The following is a 21,536-nucleotide window of genomic DNA, read 5'->3' as shown; positions in this document are numbered from 1 at the left end:
CAAATCATTGAAATATAAAGAATTTATCGTTTATGGTACACGTAAATAGGTGTTGAAACTTGTGTACCAAATTGATATGACCTTGTGCTTGTAGATTGATCTTGAGGATAGGAAAAGCCGTTGGTATAGGTACACATAAAAACCTACACTGTCGAGTGTGTGCCTAAGTGTGTACCTAAAACCATTGGCTGTCTATGGATGTTGCTGGATGCCACTGGACGAAAAAACGTAGTAATAGCAGGGGTTATGAGAGGTTTTTTGGATGTTAGTGGATGTCGTTGGACATCCAGTTATTTGCCGATGCAGAAGCGGCTGAAGATCACGCCCAGCAGATCGTCGGCGCTGAATTCGCCGGTGATCTCGGACAGCGCGTTTTGCGCCATGCGCAATTCCTCGGCGAAGATTTCCACTTGTTCCCAGTCCGCGTGGGCCAGTTCCAGGTGCTCGGCGGCGCGGCGGATGGCGTCCAGGTGGCGCTGGCGCGCCAGGAACACGCCTTCGCCGCCGCCGCTGTAGCCTATCATCTCCAGCAGCTTGGCCTTGAGCAGCTCCACGCCGGCGTGGGTGCGCGCGGACAGGCGCACCAGCGGGTGGCCGTCTTCATCGGCCAGGCCCGGCGCTTCGCCGGACAGGTCCACCTTGTTGAACACGTGCACGCGCGGCAGCGCCGCCGGCAGCCGTTGCAGGATGGCCTGCACCTCGCCGGTGAGGCCGTCGCGGCTGTCCGCCAGCACCAGGGCCAGGTCTGCGCGCTCCACCGCCTGCCAGGTGCGTTCTATGCCTATCTTCTCCACCACGTCGTCGGTGTCGCGCAGGCCGGCGGTGTCGATGATGTGCACCGGCACGCCGTCGATGACGATCTCCTCGCGCACGGTGTCGCGGGTGGTGCCGGCGATGTCGGTCACGATGGCGATGTCGTCGCCGGCCAGCGCGTTCATCAGGCTGGATTTGCCGACATTGGGCTGGCCCACCAGCACCACGTGCATGCCCTCGCGCAAGATGGCGCCCTGCTTGGCGGTGGCCTGCACCTGCACCAGCCGGCCGCGCAGCCGTTCAAGCTTGCCCAGCGCGTCCGCCTGTTTGAGGAAGTCGATCTCCTCCTCCGGGAAGTCCAGCGTCGCCTCCACCAGCATGCGCAGGGTGATCAGCTCGTCCACCAGCACGTGGATTTCCTTGGAGAAGGCGCCCTTCAGCGATTTGAGCGCGCTCTTGGCCGCGGTTTCGCTGCTGGCGTCGATCAAGTCCGCCACGCTTTCCGCCTGGGCCAGGTCCAGCTTGTCGTTGAGGAAGGCGCGCTTGGTGAATTCGCCCGGTTCCGCCAGCCGCGCGCCCAGCTCCACGCAGCGCGCCAGCAGCATTTTCAGCACCACCGGCCCGCCGTGGCCTTGCAGCTCGATCACGTCCTCGCCGGTGAAGCTGTTGGGGCCGGGGAAGTAGAGCAGCAGGCCGTTGTCCAGCGGCTGGCCGTGGGCGTCGACGAAGTCGGTGTACAGCGCATAGCGCGGCTTGGGCGTTTTGCCGCCGCTGACGGCGGCGGCGAAGGGCAGCAAATCCTTGCCGGACACGCGGATCACGCCGACGCCGCCGCGGCCGGGTGCGGTGGCGATGGCGCAGATGGTGGCGGGGGTGTAGCTAAGGCTCATGGGCATTCCTTGGAATCTGGGCCGCGGCCCCCGCGCGGCGGGGCGTCGTGGCGAGTACGCTTCAATTATCCAGCAAAAAACCCGGCCATGCGGCCGGGTTTGGGGTTCAGAGCGCGCGGGGCAATCAGGATTGCAGCGCGGCCTTGCTTTTCTTCTCTATGCTCTTGTTGATCTGCCACTGCTGGGCCATCGACAAGATGTTGTTGACCACGTAGTACAGCACCAGGCCGGACGGGAAGAAGAAGAACATCACCGAGAAGGCCACCGGCATGATCTTCATCATCTTGGCCTGCATCGGGTCCGCCGGCGGCGGGTTCAGGAAGGTCTGCAGGAACATGGTGGCCGCCATGATCACCGGCAGCACATAGTACGGGTCCGGGCGGGCCAAGTCGGTGTACCACAGAATCCACGGCGCCTGGCGCAGCTCAACCGAAGCCAGCAGCGCCCAGTACAGGCCGATGAACACCGGGATCTGGATCAGCATGGGCAGGCAGCCGCCCAGCGGATTCACCTTCTCGGACTTGTACATCTCCATCACCGCTTGCTGGAACTTCATGCGGTCGTCGCCGTACTGCTCCTTCATGCGCTCAAGACGCGGCGCCAGCGCCTTCATCTTGGCCATGGAGCGGTAGGACGCGGCGGTCAGCGGGTAGAAGATGGCCTTGACGGTCAGGGTCAGCAGCACAATGGCCCAGCCCCAGTTCTGCACCAGCAGGTGCAGCTTGGTCAGCAGCCAGAACAGCGGGGAGGCGAAGATGTGGAAGATGCCAAAGTCCTTGGCGTATTCCATGCCGTCGGCCAGCTTGCTGATTACGTCGTACTCTTCCGGGCCGGCGAACAGCGGCACGGACACGCTCAGGCTCTGGCCCGGGGCGATGGTGGCGTAATCCACCAGCGCGGCGGCGGAGTTCAGGCCGTTGCTCTGCTTCAGCTCAAAGCGGCAGGACTTGTCGTCCTTGCACACGCTGGCGCCGTCCAGCGGCTTCAAGATCCACGCGGACATGAAGTAGTGCTGGATCATCGCCACCCAGCCGTCGCTGCCGGTCTTGGCGTAATCGCCCTTGCCCTTGGCCAGATCGTCGAAGCTCACCTTCTGGAATTTGTTTTCCGAGGTGTACACCGCCGGGCCGGTGAAGGTGTGGGCCAGGCGGCCTTCGCCTTCCGGCGTTTGGCTGTCGCGCAGCAGGCGGTAGTAAGCGGTGGCGGCCAGCGGGGCGGCGCCGCCGTTGGCGATGTCGTAACGCACGCCAATCTTGTAGCTGCCCTTGGTGAAGGTGTAGATCTTGCTTACCTTCACGCCGTTGGCTTCCGGCGCGGTCAGCTTCACTTCCAGCTTGTCGCCGGAGAGCTCGTAGCTGGTTTTTTCCGCGGTGAACACGGTTTTGTGGGTGGGCAGCGCCGGGTTGCTGGCGGCCACCAGGCCGGTTTGCGCCACATAGACGCGGCCGTTCCGGTCCGTCAGCAGATCAAGCGGCTTTTTGCTGTCCACGGCGGAATCGTGCTTCAACAGCGTCAGCTGGCGCAGATCGCCGCCCACGGTGTCGATTTCCGCTTTCAGCACATCGGTGTTCACCGTGATGCGCTGGCCGGAAGTCAGCTTGTTGGAATCCACCGGCTGGGCGTTGTGGGACGCGCTGTTGGCGGCCTGCTGCTGCGTGGCGGCCTGTTTTTGCGCGGCCACCTGCTGCGGCGTCGGCTTGGGCGCGAAAAACTCCTGCCAACCTAGCAGGATGCCCAGGGACAGCATGATGAAGATTATGAGGCGCTTGGAATCCATCTCTCGATACCGGATTTAAGTTCAGGGAACTGGGTCGTAGCCGCTGCCGCCCCAGGGGTGGCAACGTCCGATGCGTCTGGCGGCCAGCCAGCCGCCCTTGAGTGCGCCGTGCTTTTTCATGGCCTCGATCGCGTAGCTGGAACAGGTGGGCTGGAAGCGGCAACGCGGTGCCAGCCACGGGCTGATAGCCAGCTGGTAAAAACGGATCAGGAGGATGAAGAGGCGCGACATCGTGCCAGTTTAGCAAACAGAGAAGACAAAGCCGTGATCACTTCAGTTCGCTCGGCGCGCGTAAAAGGCACCTTGGCGCGGACCACGAAGTCCATGTCCGGCAGCGTTTGCCGGTTCAGGCGGAACCACTCGCGCACCGTGCGCTTGATGTAATTGCGGCGCACGGCCCGCTTGTGGACCTTGCGGCCCACCACCAGGCCCAGCCGCGCGTGCCCCAATTCATTGGGCCGGGCCGATACCTGGAACGTGGCGTTGCTGCGCGACATCCGCAAACTAAAAACGGATGAGAACTCATCCGTTTTTAATAGCCGGTGCGCACGGCGAAAGCGGTAAGCCGACAAAGGCTTATACGGCCAGACGCTTGCGGCCTTTGGAACGACGGGCTGCGATCACTGCGCGGCCGCCGCGGGTCTTCATGCGGACCAGAAAGCCGTGGGTGCGTTTACGACGGGTATTGGAGGGCTGGTAAGTACGCTTCATGATTGGAATTCCTGTTTCGAAACGGAAATAAACACGTGATTTGACAGGATAAACGCCGGTTTGTCAATGAGGAATTTTCTAGACACCTGTGGATAACTTTGAGAAAAACCGTTAGAATGCCAAGGCTTACCGTTCCGAGTCCGCTGCGCAATTATTGAACGCGCGCCGGGGCGGAACGCCAACCCAGAGAAGCACTGCCAAAATTCAGCCCCACCCACTGGAGCAACGCGCGCCCGCGCAAGCGCGGCGCGTGCCGGATCCAGGAATTTTGCCAGCGGTTCTCGGGGGCCGCCCCGTCCATGCCTGGCCCGCCTTGCGGCCCGGCGATGCGCGGAACGCGGCCCTTGAATCATGCCGAACACACGTCGTCCGCCCCAAGCGCGGGGCGCGGCGGCTTCTCCCGCCGCTTGGCCTTAAAGCCGACAGCGGGTTTTTCGCTTTTACTTGCGTATATGTAATGACCGAACTGGATCAATTTTGGCCTGGCTGCCTGGCCCGCCTGGAGGCCGAACTGTCTTCGCAACAGTTCAATACCTGGATCAAGCCGCTATCGGCCGAAACCACGGAAGAGGGCATCGCGCTGTTTGCGCCCAACCGCTTTATCATGCAGTTCATCAAGGACCGCTTCCTGGCGCGCATTGAAGAACTGGCGGTGGAGCTGGTGGGGGAATGCCTGGTGGAACTGCGCCTGGGCGCGCCCGCCGGCCGTCCGGCCGCCGCGCCCGCGGTGATGCCGGCCAAAGCCAAGCCCGCGCCCAGCGTGCCGACGCCCAGCGCGCCGTCCCAGGCCAAGCAGGCCGCGGTCAAAGCCATTGGCGGCAGCCACGAAAGCACCCGGCTCAACCCCTCGTTCACCTTCGACACCCTGGTGACCGGTAAGGGCAACCAGCTGGCGCGCGCCGCGGCCATGCAGATTGCGGAAAACCCGGGTGACCAAGCCTACAACCCGCTGTTTGTTTACGGCGGCGTGGGCCTGGGTAAGACCCACTTGATCCAGGCCATCGGCAACCACGTGTTCCAAAAGAACCCGCAAGCCAAGATCCGCTACATCCACGCCGAACGCTATGTAGCCGACATCATGCGCGCCTACCAGCACAAGGCCTTTGACGAATTCAAGCGTTACTACCACTCGCTGGACCTGCTGCTGATCGACGATATTCAGTTCTTCGCCGGCAAGAACCGCACCCAGGAGGAATTCTTCTACGCCTTCAACGCGCTGATCGAGGGCGGCAAGCAGGTGATCATGACCTGCGACAGCTACCCCAAGCAGATAGAAGGCATGGAAGAGCGGCTGATCTCCCGCTTCTCCTGGGGCCTGACCGTGGAAATCCAGCCGCCGGAGCTGGAAATGCGCGTGGCCATTCTGATGAAAAAGGCCGAGGCCGACAGCATCAAGCTGGACCACAACGTGGCCTTCTTCATTGCCCAGAACGTGCGCTCCAACGTGCGCGAACTGGAAGGCGCGCTCAAACGCGTGGTGGCTTACGCCCGCTTCACCAATCAGAACATCTCGCTGGAACTGGTCAAGGAAGCGCTCAAGGACATCCTGGCCGCCGGCAACCGCCAGGTGACCGTGGACGCCATCCAGAAAACCGTGGCCGAGTACTACAAGATCAAGCTGTCCGACATGCACAGCAAAAAGCGCAGCCGCGACATCGCCCGGCCGCGCCAGGTGGCGATGGCGCTGGCCAAGGAACTGACCCAGCTGTCCCTGCCCAATATCGGCGACGCCTTTGGCGGCCGCGACCACACCACCGTGCTGCACGCGTGCAAGACCATTGCCGAAATGCGCGGCAACGACGCCGATATCGCTCACGATTACGACACGCTGCTGGCCATGCTGCGTAACTAAGACCATGAAGCCTAACTTGAACCGACTCACAAACACCCAACGGGAGCCCGCCCCATGCTGATCCTGCAAGCCGAACGCGATGCCCTGCTCAAGCCACTGCTGGCAGTCACCGGCATTGTCGAGCGTCGTCACACCCTGCCCATCCTGTCCAATGTGCTGATAGAGAAAAAGGGCGGACAAGTGGGCTTCCTGGCCACGGACCTGGAAATCCAGATCACCACCGCCAGCAGCGACGAATTGCCGGGCGAAGACTTCCGCCTGACCACCTCCGCCAAAAAGCTGCAGGACATCCTGCGCGCCATCCCGGGCAACGCCACCGTGACCCTGGAACAACTGGACGGCGGCCGCCTGACCCTGAAAGCCGGCAAGAGCCGCTTCAACCTGCAAACCCTGCCGGCCGACGACTTCCCGCTCTTGTCCGTGGGCAGTGCCAGCGACTCCAGCTTCAGTCTGAGCCAGCGCGAACTCAAGCGCCTGATCTCCCAGGTGCAATACGCGATGGCGGTGCAGGACATTCGCTACTACCTGAACGGCCTGTTGATGCAGACCGACGGCAACCAAGTGCGCCTGGTGGCCACCGACGGCCACCGTCTGGCCTTTGCCAGCGCGGACGTGGAAGCCAACCTGCCCAAGTCCGAAGTGATCCTGCCGCGCAAGACCATCATCGAACTGTACAAGCTGCTGCAGGACATCGACGACCCGATCAATATCGAAGTGCTGGCCAACCAGGTGCGCTTCAGCTTCGGCTCCACCGTCATCATCAGCAAAGTGGTGGACGGCAAGTTCCCGGACTACAACCGCGTCATCCCGCTGGACAACGACAAGATCTTCTTGATTGAACGTCTGGAATTCCTGCACGCCTTGCAGCGCGCCGCCATTCTGGCCAACGAGAAATTCCGCGGCGTGCGCCTGGTGCTCAAGCCCGGCTCCATGTCCATTCTCTGCACCAACAGCGAGCAGGAAGAAGCGGAAGAAGAACTGGAAATCGCCTACCAGGGCGGCGAGCTGGAAATCGGCTTCAACATCAACTACCTGATGGACGTGCTGACCAACCTGCCGGCGGACACCCTGCAACTGGCCTTTGGCGATTCCAACCGCAGCACCCTGGTGACCATACCGGACGTCAGCAACTTCAAATACATCGTCATGCCCATGCGGATTTGACGCCGGCCGCCACCCGGCAGCCCGCCGGCGGCGGAGGCCCCGCCCCGCCCCGGCAAACGGATTTTCAGATTGACCGGCAGAGGCCGGCCGCGCGGCGCCAGGAGTCACTCCCGGCCCGCCCGGCCCCTCTCCATACAGAAAGCAGCAGATGAGCGAACAGGAATACGGCGCGGATAGCATCAAAGTCCTCAAAGGATTGGATGCGGTACGCAAACGCCCCGGCATGTATATTGGCGACACCTCGGACGGCACCGGCTTGCACCACATGGTGTTTGAAGTGCTGGACAACGCCATTGACGAAGCGCTGGCCGGCCATGCCGACACCATCAAGGTCATCATCAACCCCGACAACTCCATCACCGTGGAAGACAACGGCCGGGGCATCCCCACCGACATCCACCCGGAAGAGGGGCGATCGGCGGCGGAAGTGATCATGACCATCCTGCACGCCGGCGGCAAATTCGACAGCAACAGCTACAAGATCTCCGGCGGCCTGCACGGCGTGGGCGTCTCCGTTGTGAATGCGCTGTCCGACTGGCTGCGTCTGAAAATCTGGCGCGACGGCAAAGTCCATGAAATGGAATTCCGCCGCGGCGACGCCGTGGCCCCGCTCACCGTGACCGGCCACACCAACCACCGCGGCACGGAAGTGACCTTCCGCGCCAGCGAAGAAACCTTCGGCCTGGTGGAGTTCCACTTCGACATCCTGGCCAAGCGCATCCGCGAGCTGTCCTTCCTGAACCAGGGCGTGGGCATCAACCTGATAGACAAGCGCAGCGGCAAGGAAGAAAGCTTCGCCTTCTCCGGCGGCGTGGCGGGCTTCGTGGAATACATGAACCGCAACAAGAACGTGCTGCACCCCAAGGTGTTTTACGGCCTGGGCGAAAAAGACGGCATGACCGTGGAAGTGGCGATGCAGTGGAACGACTCCTACCAGGAAAGCGTCCAGTGCTTCACCAACAACATCCCCCAGCGCGACGGCGGCACCCATATGACCGCGCTGCGCCAGGTGATGACCCGCACGCTGAACCAGTACATTGAAGAGAGCGAAGTGGCCAAAAAGGCCAAGGTGGACACCACCGGCGACGACATGCGCGAAGGCCTGACCTGCGTGCTGTCCGTCAAACTGCCGGACCCCAAGTTCTCCAGCCAGACCAAGGACAAACTGGTCTCCAGCGAAATTGGCCCGGTGGTCAATGAAGTGATCAGCGAAGCGCTGAAAACCTATCTGCTGGAACACCCCAACGACGCCAAGATCATCTGCGGCAAGATCGTGGAAGCCGCCCGCGCCCGTGAAGCCGCGCGCAAGGCCCGCGAAATCACCCGTCGTAAAGGCATCATGGACGGCCTGGGCCTGCCCGGCAAACTGGCGGACTGCCAGGAAAAAGACCCCACCCAGTGCGAACTGTACCTGGTGGAGGGCGACTCCGCCGGCGGCTCCGCCAAACAAGGCCGCGACCGCAAATTCCAGGCCATCCTGCCGCTGAAGGGCAAGATCCTGAACGTGGAACGCGCCCGCTTCGACAAAATGCTGCAAAGCCAGGAAGTGGCCACCCTGATCACCGCCATGGGCTGCGGCATTGGCAAGGACGAGTACAACCCGGACAAGCTGCGCTACCACCGCATCATCATCATGACCGATGCCGACGTGGACGGCGCCCACATCCGCACCCTGCTGCTCACCTTCTTCTACCGCCAAATGAGCGAACTGGTGGAGCGCGGCCACATCTACATCGCCCAGCCGCCGCTGTACAAGGCCAAAGTGGGCAAGCAAGAGCGCTACCTCAAGGACGACTCCGAGCTCAACCAGTTCCTGCTGCAACTGGCGCTGGAAAAAGCCGAGCTGATCCCGGCGGAAGGCGCCGCCGCGCTGTCCGGCGACACCCTGGGCGAGATTGCCCGTCAGTTCCTGCTGACCCGCTCCGTGATTGAACGCGAAAGCCGCGTGATTGATCCGCTGGTGCTGGAAGCCATGCTCAAGACCGGCCCGCTGTCTCTCAGCAGCCAGCAAGAAGCGGACGCCGCGCTGGCCAAACTGAGCGAGCTGCTGCCGGCGGAAGCCATCGAACTGGAACTGCTGCGCGATGAAAAGAACGACGGCCACCTGATCAAAATCATCCGCAAACTGCACGGCAACGTGATGGTGACGGTGATGGACCAGGACTTCCTGGAATCCGGCGACTACGCGGAAATGAAGAAAACCGGCGACATGCTCAGCGGCCTGCTGCGCGAAGGCGCCCACGTCAAACGCGGCGAAACCGTGAAACCGGTGGCGGAGTTTGGCGAAGCGCTGGACTGGCTGCTGGCGGAAGTGAAGAAGGGCATGAACATCCAGCGCTATAAAGGCCTGGGCGAGATGAACCCGGAACAGCTGTGGGAAACCACGATGGACCCCACCGTGCGCCGCCTGCTGAAGGTGCGCATTGAAGACGTGATGAGCGCGGACGACGTGTTCACCACCCTGATGGGCGACGAAGTGGAACCGCGCCGGAACTTCATCGAGGGCAATGCCTTGATTGCGCGGAATATTGATGTGTAGGTTTGTTTGTAGATAGACGCATAAGCTGAGAAAAAAAGGCCCATAAATTGGGGAATTTATGGGTCTTTTTATATGAATAGCACGGATTTATTACATCAAAGTCCCTTCGACTCTTCCAAGAACTATGCATATTAGCTAGGCTACCTATGGGCGAGTCATGTTCGCCTTGCAACGAGCCTTAGGTTACACGGAAACAAGTTTTTAATACGTTTCGATGACAAAGTTCAAATTCATTGACCTATTTGCAGGTCTAGGTGGTTTCCACGTAGCGCTCGAGGCGCTCGGGGGCAAGTGCGTCTTCGCTGCCGAGATACAGCCACACTTACAAACTGTCTATGAAGAGAACTTCGGGTTAAGGCCTGCCGGAGATATTCGGACCGTAGTTCCCTCGGAAGTACCAGACCATGATGTTCTGTGCGCAGGTTTTCCATGCCAAGCCTTCTCAAAGGCTGGGGACCAGGCTGGCTTCAATTGTTCCCGCCAAGGAACACTATTTTTTGATGTGGTCGCGATACTTCAGGAGAAACGTCCACGCCATTTCATCCTCGAAAACGTACCCAATCTTCTTAAGCATGACGAGGGTAAAACCTACGAGCGTATCAAGCAGGACCTTGAAGCCTTAGGCTATTGTGTGACTGAGAGGCAGTTCTCCCCGCATCATTTTGGTATCCCTCAGATACGTGAACGGGCCTATATCATAGGCAGACTTGGCTCACTAGAGGGATTTGCCTGGCCAGAACGGGAATCGAACCCAACTGACATCACCGATGTGCTGCTGGATTCACCGGACGATGCGAAACCTTTGTCCAAACAGACGCGCCTATGTTTGGAAGTATGGAACCAGTTTTTGGAACTATCTCCACCTGAAGTCCACCTACCGTCGTTTCCCATCTGGTCCATGGAATTCGGGGCTACATATCCGTTTGAGGATACCACCCCGTATGCCGAGAGAACTCGCGGCGGTGCAGAAGCCTTGGGTGTCTATTTGGGAACACATGGCAAGCCACTTAAAGAACTGCCGCTGGACGAGCAATGGAAAGCGCTACCAAGCCATGCTCGCACAGCCCAACTACAGTTCCCGAAATGGAAGAAGGATTTCATTCGAGCTAATCGTAAGTTTTACGAAGACAACCGGCACTGGATTGACCCATGGCTGCCCTCTGTCAAATCCTTTATCTCGTCTCATCAAAAATTTGAGTGGAACGTACAAGGCGGTGAGCGGGACCTTTGGAAGTATGTTATCCAGTTTCGCGCATCTGGTGTCCGCGTCAAGCGTCGCACTACATCGCCCAGTTTAGTGGCAATGACCGACACGCAAGTACCTATCATAGGGTGGCAGGGACGGTACATGACACCGCGTGAGTGCGCAAATCTCCAGAGCCTGGGAGCCCTTAGGCATTTACCCGAACCTCAGGGGAGGGCCTTCGCAGCCCTCGGAAATGCGGTTAATGCCAGGGTTGTTGAGAAGGTTGCTCGGGCGCTGCTCTTCCAGTCTGTCTGTTGCTTGGAAGAACTGATTATCACTGAATGCGCCCCCTCCCCAGAAGCAGTGTAGCTATGGACACATTACTACAGGAGGTTCCAAGCATTAACATTCGCCCGGAAGTAAGCATGCTTTCGGTGCTGAAACACCTAAATTACAAGGCGTGGTTCGCTGTCGCAGAATTTATCGACAACAGTATTCAAAGCTACCTTGCCAATGAGGACGCGTTGAGGGAGTTAGGCGGAGCAGACTTCAAGTTACGTATCCACATTGGACTCGACGCGACCGCGGGGCGAATCGAAATTTGCGATAACGCTGCTGGTATATCGCTAGCAGATTTCCCTCGAGCTTTCCGACCCGCTGAGGCACCGCCGGATAATTCTGGCTTGTCAGAGTTCGGTATGGGCATGAAGGCCGCTGCGTGTTGGTTCACCGATTTATGGCAGGTCCGAACCAAAGCTCTCGGTGAGCCGGTTGAGCGAATCGTGCGCTTTAATATCAGTGACATTGTTAGCCACAAGACTGAGGCCATTCTTGTGGAAGAGGTTCCAGCGGCCCCTGCTTCTCACTACACAATCATTACGCTGGAACAACTTGGTCCACGCTTCCCGTCAGCCCGGACCCAGAAGAAGCTGAAGGACCACTTGACCAGCATTTACCGCATGTTCCTGCGGCGTGAGGATGTCGAACTCATTTGGGATGCTGATGGGCGAACCTTAGAGTTCGCTGAGGTTGCTATACTTGATGCCCCGCCTGGTAACAATCCTCATTTGCCGTCTGTTGAGTGGAAAAAAAATCTACATCTGGACTTCGGTGCTGGCCGCACAATTAGCGGCTTTGCTGCTCTACGCGCTGAAGGTTCTACAACGCATGCCGGCTTCGCTATTTTCCGAAGAGACCGGTTAATAATTGGTAGTGACGACGAGACTTTCCGCCCACAAGAAATTTTCGGCAACACTAATAGTTACCGATACCAGCGGTTGTTCGGTGAATTGCAGGTAGATGGCTTCGATGTCACTCACACAAAGGATGGTGTCAAGTGGAACGAACTCGAGCATGAAGTACTCGAGCGCCTTCGAGCTATCCTGGAGGAAGAGCCGCTGAATCTACTCCGACAAGCCGAGCAGCACCGCACACGACAGACCCGAGCCTCAGCAAAACCGGCGGCTCAAAAAGCGACAGAGGTTGTGACCAACGACCTGAAGCAATCTGCCGGTCCGGTTCTAAGTGACGCCTCTGAACTGGAATTTATTCCGCAGGTTCCGGAGCAAGGCGGTTTCGAACCTGTATCGCAGCGTTCTGTAGAAATTCTAGTGGATGATAAACGCTGGCAAATCACCTTGCGCATGATGCTGAACCCTGAAGTGAGCGAATGGCTGCGCTTTAGCAATGAGACTGTTTCCCAGCTGTTCGATGACCTTGAGGAACATCGACTCACCGTGGATGTTTCCTTAGCTCATCCTTTTGTTGAACAGTTCGTCGGACCGGGCAATGAGAACACTGAACTTATGCTCCGTTTTGCGACGGCTATTGCCGTGGCACTGACAAAGATGAAGCACAGTGGTGCAGACCCACGCTTGCCGCTGCATTACATCAATCGTCTCTTACGCGATTCCCTATCAGGTAACCTTCAATGACCATCACCATAGAAGAACTAAGTGGAATTAAGCCCGACCTGCGTTGGCAACCGAAGCAGGGCGAGGCCACTGCGGATTTCCTACGACGAAAGGAAGCCGCAGGTGAAGCTAAGGCTGACGAGCTTCATACGGTAGCCTTCGAGGCACACCGGATACTGGGGCGTTGTGTCCCACCTAGCGAGCCCCAGGGTGATGCCACGGGGCTAGTAGTTGGCTATGTGCAGAGCGGGAAAACCCTTTCTTTCACTACCCTCACCGCCCTCGCCCGTGACAATGGTTATGGCATTGTTGTCCTCATTGCAGGCACGATTGATACACTGAAAAGCCAGTCAGAGGAGCGGTTAGTCCAGGACCTTGGCCTTGCCGGCGACAATCCGGGACAGCCGTGGGTGCATATTGCCAATCCTGCCACTGGAACAAGTGACTTCGATGCGCTCAAGCTCATGGTATCCCGCTGGAAGTCCTCAGCAGTACCATCTCGGAAAAAGAAAACCATCCTAATCACAGTGCTTAAGCAGCATCAGCGTCTTGCCAGCCTCGTCGAATGCCTCGGACACAAGTCGCTCAACTTAGAAGGTGTACCTTGCCTCGTTATTGACGATGAGGCAGACCAAGCGAGTCTTAACAATTTTACCGCTAAGAACCTGAAAACGAGGCAGAACCGAGTCAGTGCCAATTACCGTGAAGTCACTAATCTAAAGGCTGTGCTCCCACATCACACATATATCCAGTACACAGCAACACCACAGGCCCCTCTACTCATCTCCCTCCTAGATGCCCTCTCGCCGGATTTCGCAGAAACCCTTACACCCGGTGCTGCATACGTCGGAGGCAGCGTACTCTTTGCGCGCCACTCACACTATGCGCGCGAAATCCCTGCGGTCGAGGCTACTGCTGTGGCGGCCACCTATCCGATGACGCCGCCAACCCTGTTAGTAGCACTACGCGTATTTCTACTTGGCGCGTGTGCTCATGCTCTGTCTGGCGCAAATTCCAACCGCTCAATGATGGTACACCCTTCGCAGCAGACCGCACCGCATACACAGTATCTCTCATGGATAAAGGCTCCTCTGCTCGCTTGGAAAGAGCAGTTGTGTAATGACGAATTGCGTGAACTCTTGCAAGAGGACTTCAAGACCGCACACCAGGATCTGCAGAGGACCGTTGGTAGTGCTTTGCCATCACTGAAGGACCTGTTCGAGATGATGGATGAGGTCTTAGCTACTGTGATGGTTCGGGAGGTGAACTCCACCGGGAAGGGTGCGGACCCCATACGCTGGGGCGACAACGAATACTGGATATTGGTAGGCGGGCAAAAGCTGGACCGTGGCTACACGGTCAAAGGCTTGACAGTGACCTATATGCCGCGCCCACTGGGTGTTGGCAACGCTGACAACCTGCAACAACGCGCGCGGTTTTACGGTTACAAGCGTGGCTACTTGGGGTTCTGTCGTGTGTATGTTAGGGATGATGTGAAGAGGGCATTTGAGGCTTACGTCGAGCATGAAAACTTCATTCGTACTGAACTCGACTCAACCCGTGGTCAGCCGCTGAAGGATTGGCACCGTAAGTTTATGCTTGCAAACGGCTTGCAGCCGACCCGTCGTAACATCATGGGCATCCAACTTGATGAGGTAGTGATGTCTGAGTGGCTGCATCCGAAAGCGGCCTATGCCAACAAAGATGCAGTTACTGCTAACCGCAGATGTTTTACTGCCTTCGTATCTTATCTCCGCGCCTACTTTGATGAAATTGAAGCACAGGACGTGGACCCGGACCGTTACTTGGACAAGCGGGCAGATTCTCCACCTAACAAACTCTTTGAAGCCGTACCCTTGTCGGAGGCTTACTCGTGCCTGCTAGAAGTAATCCGTCTGGATGATGTGCGAGATGCAGCGGAGCGAACTGCTCTCCTCGTTGCATTGGGTAGATTGCTGACAGCGACGCCTGAAACAAAATGTGATGTATTCCTCATCGGGGACTTGCAATCACAGAACCGCTCCCTGACAGCTAAAGGCTCCATTAAGCAGGTCTTCATGGGTAAGAGTCCCAACACTGATGACCGGGGGCGGCTTCGTTATTGTGGTGACCGAGACCTGCGCTCAGAGGAACGCATTACGTTGCACTTGCGTAAGTTTAGCTTTCCAAAATCGCCAGTTTCGCCTGAAGATGACAGCCTCGATGTGCCTTGGTTTGCTCTACACATCCCTGACACAATGAAACGGCGAGTTCTGCTCGAGCCGGAGCGCGCAGCATGACTGCAACTTCTCTTTGGGAACAATTCGATGCGCTGGGACAGCATGATGGAGTCGGCACAATGACCGCCCTCCGTTTGCCTGGGGCGGGCACTCATTTCTTGGCCAAGGGGTTGGCAGGTGAGCCGGTCCTACTGTTGCGCTCAAGAAGACGTAAGGTGCCGCGTATTCCACTCGGCTTACGCCATATGCAGGTTGAATTTGACGTCGATTGCTCTGTGCTTGATACCGCCAAGGGTGCAGCCGCGGTTCCGGTCTCTGCTACTTTCTGCCGCGCCACTTGCGACCCTGGCACTCCAGATTTGCATCTTTTGTTTGTGCATGCTTTAGCTGGAGCGACTGGTAGCCTTTCCGCCGAGTTGCCTCCCGGCGAAGCTGACTGCTTCTTTGACGATGCAGTGGAGTTATTTCGTGCGTTCTCTGCTCCTACTCGGAAGTCGGTGCTCGGTCTCTGGGGCGAACTTTTCATCATTGCAGCATCCTCTTGCCAAGAGACCTTAATGTCGGGATGGCATGTTTCGCCCGACCAAACATTCGATTTTTCTTTTCCGAACGCCTGTGTAGAAGTCAAAACTACTGCCCGGCACAATCGCCAACACGACTTTGCGCTGACTCAACTGCGTAGCACTTCTTTGCCTGTGTTCGTAGCAAGCATCATTACAGAGCAAAGCGATGCAGGGGAGTCTGTTTTCGACCTAGCCTCCATCATTCAGGTGAGACTGACCGCCGCCAATCGTGCCAAGCTATGGCGACTAGTAGCAGAGTCTGTCGGTGGCGACGCAGAAGGAGCTGCAGACCATCGCTATCTGAGAACATCGGCAGCCAACTCGCTACGTTTTTACTCGGCGGCTGCATTACCTGCACCTGAGATACCAATCGCCTTAGCATCGTGTGTATCCGCTGTTAGGTTCAGCCTAGACCTGGACCGTGCATTGACCTTGGAGCCGCTCTCCAAAAACGAAGTCTGGCAGACATTGAAGGCACCGGACCAAACTTTATAGCCCCTCCCCCTAACCTGTCCTTTAGTCCAAGAGAACACATTCCCGGACCACGCCGGCTTGTGACTGTCTTCCTAACTTCATAAAATTTCAGGCTTATTTTCAATGTCATAACGCCGCTTGGCGGTGTTTTCGTTTGGAATGCCGATGGACCTGAATGCACTGTTGGCCAGCTTTGCTTCCGCCTTTGGCCAAGACAACCGGATGTTGACCTTGCAGCTTGGAGAGGGGCAATTTGCCGCCGAGCAGCTGCCGCCGCTCAGCCTGGAGGGCGAGGAGGGGGTTTCCCAGCCTTATCGCTATACGCTGACCTGCCTGTCGCCGGATGGCAATATCCCGCTGAAGTCGCTGTTGGGTCAGCCGGCCCGCATTGGCATCCAGGGCGCGGAGGGGGGAGAGGCGATCCGTTGCGGCGTGGTCAGCCAGGCCAGTTTGGCGGGGTCGGATGGCGGCTTTGCTCGTTACCAGCTGACCGTGGAAGCGCCGTTTGCCTTGCTGCGCCACCGCAGGACCTCCCGGGTATTCCAAGACCTGTCCGTGCCGGACATCGTCAAACAGGTCCTCAGCGAACATCAGCAAGCCAACCCTATCTTCGCCCGCGTGCAAACGCTGGCCTTGCAACTCAAGCCGGCGGCGCCGCGCAGTTATGCGCTGCAATACCGTGAGAGCGATTACGATTTCATCGTCCGCCTGTTGCATGAAGAGGGTTACGCCTGGCGTTTCCGCCATCTGGAGGAGGACGGGCCGCGGGTGGAGCTTGCCATCTTTGACGATGCCCACGCCTTGCCGGCCTCTCCGCTGCAGCGGGTGCGCTTCCACCGCAGCGACGCCACCGAGGAAGAGGACGGGCTGACGGGCTGGGAAGCCGCACGTCAGATTGTGCCCGGCGCCAGCGCATTGGCCAGTTACGATTACAAGCCGGTGCTCACCCAGCAAGGCCGGGAAGCCAGCCGGGTGGAGCAGGGCCAGTTTGGTCAGGCCTTGCAAAGCAGCCTGGGCCATTACGATGCGCCGGGCCTGTATTACGCCGGGGACGAGGAGCAACTGGGCCGCTATGCCGTGCTGCGGCAACAGGCCAACGATTTGCAGGCCAAGACCTTCAGCGGCAGCGGCGCGGTGCGCGGTCTGTTGCCGGGTGAGTGGTTCCGCCTGGACGACCACCCTGCACATGAGGACGACGCGGAGGAGAAACGCCAGTTTGTTGTCACCGGCCAGCGTTTCCAGGCACGCAACAATCTGCCGCGGGATCTGGCGCAGCACTTGGGCGCGGAGGCCGACGCCGCGCCGTTCAGCGCCGCCATCCAGGCCCAGCGCCGCGGCATTCCGCTGACGCCGGCTTATGCCGGCACCGCTCACGCCAAGCCCACCAGCCTGGGTGTGCAAACCGCCACCGTGGTGGGGCCGGCCAGCGGCGATGCCGGGGCGGAGAGCCCCGGAGAAGTGCATACCGACGAGCACGGCCGCATCAAGATTCAGTTCCATTGGCAGCGCCCGGAAGAGCATCCCGGCATTGGCGCGGGCATGGACGACAAATCCTCCTGCTGGGTGCGGGTGGCGATGCCGTCCGCCGGCGCCGGCTGGGGCCATCAGTTCCTGCCGCGCATCGGTCAGGAAGTGCTGGTGGACTTTATCGAAGGCGATATTGATCGCCCGGTGGTCAAGGCCGTGGTCTACAACGGCAGCCATCCCGCGCCGGACTTCAGCGGCGCCGGCAGTCTGCCGGCCAATAAGACGCTGTCCGGCATCAAATCCAAAGAGCACCAGGGCGGCGGCTATAACGAGCTGCTGTTCGACGACACCCCCGGAGAGGTGCGTGCCAAGCTGTCCAGCGAGGCGGGCAAGACCCAGCTCAACCAAGGCTTCCTCACCCATCCGCGCAGCAACGGCCAGGCCCAGCCGCGCGGCGACGGTTTTGAGCTGCGGACGGACCAGCATGGCGCCATCCGCGCCGCCCACGGCCTGCTGCTGTCCACTGAGGCGCAAGGCGGCGGTGCGGGCAAGCAGCTGGCGCGGGAGCAGGCCGGCAGCCAGCTACAAGCGGCGGTGGCCTTGAGCCAGGCGCTGGCCGAAACCGCCACCACGCAGCAGGCCGACACCATGGAAACCGGGCCGGACGGCATTGGCGATGACAACGCCAGCAGCGGCAAACGGGAACAAGGCCATGTGCTGCACCAGTTGCAGGCGCTGGAGGCCTGGGAGGCCGGCAGCAATACCGATCCAGACAGCAAAACCGCCAAGGAACAGGCCGGCCAGCAAGCCTTGCTGGTGTTGTCCGCGCCGGCCGGCATTGCCAGCCTGTCTGGGCAAAGCCAGACCCTGGCCGCGGAAACCCATCTCAATCTGGTGGCGCAGCGCGACGCCAATCAAAGCAGCGGCCGGCGCTGGATTCATAACGTCGGCAAGCACATCAGCCTGTTCGTGGCCGGCGTGGCGGATCAGGTGGCGATGAAGTGGATAGCCGCCAAGGGCAAGATTCAGCTACAGGCGCAAAGCGACAGCATTGAGCTGACGGCGGACAAGGACGTCACCATCACCTCCTGCAAGGAACGCATCACCATTGCGGCCAAGGACGAGATTCTGCTGACCAGCGGCGGCGGCTATATCCGCCTCAAAGGCGGGGACATCGAAGTGCACTGCCCGGGCACGGTCAGCATCAAGGGCAGCAGCCATGTATTGAGCGGGCCGGCCAGCCTGAACTACAGAATGCCCACCTTCGGCCAAGTCTACAGTGGCCGTTTCCAGTTGCAGGACCAGAAAACCGGCGCGCCGCTGGTTGGCCGGGCTTACTCCATTCAGCAGGCCGGCGGCCGTACTCTCAGCGGGTATAGCGATAAGGATGGCTGGACGCTGACCGCCATGAGCCGGCAGCCGGAAGGCATGAAGTTGCAGGTATTGGAGCCCGCGCCGGCCAAAACCGAGACATTGCACCTGGCCGGCGGCGGCCAGCACGAGTTGGAACTCGAGATGCGCAATGACGCCCCGCAAGGATAAACCTCATGACCTCTACCCAAATAGTCGGTAACGGCCTTACGCGGCTGGAAGAAGATCAGCAGTATGCCAAGCTGCCCTCTGAGAAAAACAAGCTCTATCTGCAACCCAAGGCCGAGGCCGCGGTTAGAGTGCCCGATGTGCGCATTGGGGTCAGCAAGCTGGGAAAGAACTTCACCATCCATGCGCGGCAAGCGGTGATGAGCGCAGAAATCCGCGCTGATGAGATGCGGTATGAATACCTGTGGTACTACAAGGCCGAAGTTAGCTTTGATATGCCTATCGAGCCAACGGGTGTGCCCACACCTTTCTTGAGTAGTTCGGCAGGAAAAGACCCTAACCGCCGCCATTCGCTGACGCCGTTTCCGAAAGGCATGCGCAAGGGATTGTTGCGGCGTCCTGACCTGATCATCGTGAAAAACAAGGCTGTACGTTGGCCAGGAAGAGCGACGGCGGATCATGATGGTATTCCGCATGGTGATAATCTGCACCGAGTAGTCGAGATTAAGTTTCCGCGCGACTCTTTAGACATGGAGCAGGAAAAAACCTACAAGCAAATCGCCGGAGGGGCGGACCGCTTTACGCTACTGCATGTGATCCCGCCAGGTGAAAAGCGGAGGCAGACCGAGCCGGTGAAGAAGCCGGCGCCCGTGTTCGCGCCCAGGGCGGATGGCATACCGCGCGGCGAGAACCGGCGGGTGCCGGTGTATGGCCCCAAGCCTTTGCCTGATCCCGCCTTTTATGAAGAGTGGCTGGATGACGCCAAGCAGTTGGTGCATAGCTTGGCGGAAGACGGCAAGGCATTGGCCAAAAACTTACGTCAGGCCGTTGGCCAGCTTTCGGCCAAGGTGCAGGCGGAGCTGAAGCAGCATGCGCCCTGGTTGTTCACCGCCGGCCACTGGCTGCAAGACAAGGCCAACGATACCTGGCACTTCGTCAATGAGCAGGGGCAGCGTATTGCCAGTTGGACCAGTGCGCAATTACGCGCGGCCTGGGCGGAGATTCAGCGCGTGACCGATCTGACCCTGGAAACCTTGCGCCAGATAGACTGGACTCAAGTGTTGTTGGACATTGGCAAGGGTTTGCTTGCCGTCGCGGTGGTTATCGCCGGGGTGGTGGTGGTGTTCGTATTGGGTGGTTGGTTAGTGGCGGCATTGGCCGCGCTGGTGGAAATGGGGGCGGCCGCCTGGGCCGCGGTTGCAGTCATGTTGGGCGGTGGCGCCATGGCCGCCGCTTCTTGATGGCAGGATGGATGAAGCAAAGATGAGTGCACAAGAATATCAACGCATGCAGGCTTATGCGCGCATTGCCAAGCAAGTGGATTTTATTGAAGGGGTGACTCCAGAGGGGGTGGTGTTGGTCCGGCTGGGGCTGATTTGCACCGTGTACTTCCGTAAAGGCGGGCAGCGGGACATCGGCTACAAGGTGCTCGGCTGCTTCGACCGTTTTACTGAGCAGTTTGGCGAGCACCTGCAAGGACAGTTTCATAGCTTGAGTGGACGTAGGTTTACCAGTCTGCGCAAAGACAGCATTGCGAAGGCCAAGGAGAACCTTCGAGAGCTGATAGATGACGGGATGACGTTTTCTTGGACATTGCAAAGTGAAAAAAATGGGGAGCGGGCTGCTGAATACTCCATCCAAGCAATGACAGCACATCCCGAAAGCGATCCTTATGGTGTGTTGTCTTACGTCAAAATCGTGCTGCCATGGCCGTTGCTGGAAACCCCTGATGGGGAGCAGCGGTTCAAGGACTGGGTGCGTTATTTGTGCGAGACGCTGGATATTGACCATGGTTATGCCGGGCTCGCTTGCACGCTTCCCTATGATCGCCATCAGTTTCAGCCTTATGAATTCCAGATGGCGCAGCGTTATAGCGGACTGATGGTGGATTCCGCCCCCCACATGGACCTGACTGAGTTGAGAGATGGCATCAAAGGCGTCAACTGGCTGACGCTGCTGGGTCCTCGCTATATCGAGCAGCTGGGAGGTATGGCCGCACTCAAGCAGCAACTTCAGTTACCCGATGTCAGCGTGCAGGAAACCGATAACGGCAGATTGATGGTTCAGGCGGGCGTGTTGCCGGATGTCGGCGCACCGGAAGATGGCCATCCGCCGGCCTATGTGGCGGTGAACCGGGTGCTCAAGCGGGTGCGGGTGCCTCATCCGGATCAACTTCATACCTGCATGGACGATGCGGAGGGCTTCACCAAGGCCAATACCTTGGCGTGGTATGCGCGATTTGACGATGCGATACCGGCGGCCAGCGTGCCGCCGCAGGCGCCAGCCGGTGGTTTGCGCTGCGAAGCCGGGCTGCCTTGCCCGGAAAGCGGGATCTGGTGGACACCGGCGAAAGACAGCTCGCATCAACACTTTAAGAAAGGGGACCTCATGCCGGATTTCCCTGGATCCAGTTATGGCAGCACGATCTGGTATCGAGAACCGGCCCCCGACGCAAGATGAGTGCAGAGATGTGGGGCGTGCTGGTGGCC

Annotated in this window: 15 protein-coding genes; 10 read left to right on the top strand and 5 right to left on the bottom strand. The window is 59.1% G+C overall.

Annotated elements, in window-relative coordinates; translation table 11 throughout:
• Positions 1-290 precede the first annotated feature (290 nt).
• From mnmE to rpmH, 5 genes are all read right to left on the bottom strand, one after another.
• Positions 291-1,643 carry a tRNA uridine-5-carboxymethylaminomethyl(34) synthesis GTPase MnmE gene (gene mnmE / locus DB032_RS20570; RefSeq protein ID WP_019102217.1) on the bottom strand — a complete coding sequence of 451 codons (1,353 nt, stop codon included), beginning with the start codon at positions 1,641-1,643 and terminating at the stop codon, positions 291-293.
• Positions 1,644-1,767: 124 nt separating this feature from the next.
• A complete protein-coding gene (gene yidC / locus DB032_RS20565; protein WP_107801094.1) occupies positions 1,768-3,420 on the bottom strand; it encodes a membrane protein insertase YidC in 1,653 nt (550 codons plus the stop codon).
• 21 nt (positions 3,421-3,441) lie between these two features.
• Positions 3,442-3,651: a membrane protein insertion efficiency factor YidD gene (gene yidD, locus DB032_RS20560; protein ID WP_107801093.1), complete on the bottom strand. Its 210-nt coding sequence runs from the start codon at positions 3,649-3,651 to the stop codon at positions 3,442-3,444.
• Positions 3,627-3,992 carry a ribonuclease P protein component gene (rnpA, locus tag DB032_RS20555; RefSeq protein WP_039753648.1) on the bottom strand — a complete coding sequence of 122 codons (366 nt, stop codon included), beginning with the start codon at positions 3,990-3,992 and terminating at the stop codon, positions 3,627-3,629. The genes yidD and rnpA overlap by 25 nt, the downstream gene beginning before the upstream one ends.
• A gap of 4 nt (positions 3,993-3,996) precedes the next feature.
• The gene (gene rpmH / locus DB032_RS20550) at positions 3,997-4,131 is read right to left on the bottom strand and encodes a 50S ribosomal protein L34 (protein ID WP_048408088.1); all 135 of its coding nucleotides are present in this window, start codon (positions 4,129-4,131) and stop codon (positions 3,997-3,999) included.
• Between the two features lie 457 nt (positions 4,132-4,588).
• Here rpmH and dnaA point away from each other — a divergent pair, with 457 nt between their 5' ends.
• From dnaA to DB032_RS20500, 10 genes are all read left to right on the top strand, one after another.
• Positions 4,589-5,983 (top strand): chromosomal replication initiator protein DnaA, encoded by a 1,395-nt coding sequence (dnaA, locus tag DB032_RS20545; protein WP_107801092.1) that lies wholly within the window; start codon positions 4,589-4,591, stop codon positions 5,981-5,983.
• Positions 5,984-6,037: 54 nt separating this feature from the next.
• Positions 6,038-7,147 (top strand): DNA polymerase III subunit beta, encoded by a 1,110-nt coding sequence (gene dnaN, locus DB032_RS20540; protein ID WP_048408090.1) that lies wholly within the window; start codon positions 6,038-6,040, stop codon positions 7,145-7,147.
• A gap of 148 nt (positions 7,148-7,295) precedes the next feature.
• A complete protein-coding gene (gene gyrB, locus DB032_RS20535) occupies positions 7,296-9,686 on the top strand; it encodes a DNA topoisomerase (ATP-hydrolyzing) subunit B (protein WP_107801091.1) in 2,391 nt (796 codons plus the stop codon).
• Positions 9,687-9,900: 214 nt separating this feature from the next.
• Entirely contained in the window at positions 9,901-11,241 is a 1,341-nt protein-coding gene (locus DB032_RS20530) for a DNA cytosine methyltransferase (RefSeq protein WP_107801090.1), read from the top strand.
• A gap of 2 nt (positions 11,242-11,243) precedes the next feature.
• Positions 11,244-12,806 carry an ATP-binding protein gene (locus DB032_RS20525; protein ID WP_199225950.1) on the top strand — a complete coding sequence of 521 codons (1,563 nt, stop codon included), beginning with the start codon at positions 11,244-11,246 and terminating at the stop codon, positions 12,804-12,806.
• Positions 12,803-15,064: a Z1 domain-containing protein gene (locus DB032_RS20520; protein WP_107801089.1), complete on the top strand. Its 2,262-nt coding sequence runs from the start codon at positions 12,803-12,805 to the stop codon at positions 15,062-15,064. Before DB032_RS20525 ends, DB032_RS20520 begins: the two co-directional genes overlap by 4 nt.
• The gene (locus tag DB032_RS20515) at positions 15,061-16,062 is read left to right on the top strand and encodes a PD-(D/E)XK motif protein (protein ID WP_107801088.1); all 1,002 of its coding nucleotides are present in this window, start codon (positions 15,061-15,063) and stop codon (positions 16,060-16,062) included. Before DB032_RS20520 ends, DB032_RS20515 begins: the two co-directional genes overlap by 4 nt.
• Before the next feature lie 144 nt (positions 16,063-16,206).
• On the top strand, positions 16,207-19,050 hold the full coding sequence (locus DB032_RS20510; protein WP_107801087.1) for a type VI secretion system Vgr family protein: 2,844 nt from the start codon (positions 16,207-16,209) through the stop codon (positions 19,048-19,050).
• A gap of 5 nt (positions 19,051-19,055) precedes the next feature.
• Positions 19,056-20,288, top strand: coding sequence for a VRR-NUC domain-containing protein (locus DB032_RS20505; protein WP_107801086.1), 1,233 nt, complete (start codon positions 19,056-19,058; stop codon positions 20,286-20,288).
• A gap of 22 nt (positions 20,289-20,310) precedes the next feature.
• Complete coding sequence (locus DB032_RS20500) at positions 20,311-21,507, top strand: DUF3396 domain-containing protein (protein ID WP_158274381.1); 1,197 nt, start codon at positions 20,311-20,313, stop codon at positions 21,505-21,507.
• Positions 21,508-21,536: the final 29 nt, after the last annotated feature.

The sequence above is a fragment of the Chromobacterium sp. Panama genome (assembly GCF_003052555.1).
Lineage (GTDB): Bacteria > Pseudomonadota > Gammaproteobacteria > Burkholderiales > Chromobacteriaceae > Chromobacterium.
This window is presented reverse-complemented; position numbering and strand designations above follow the sequence as displayed.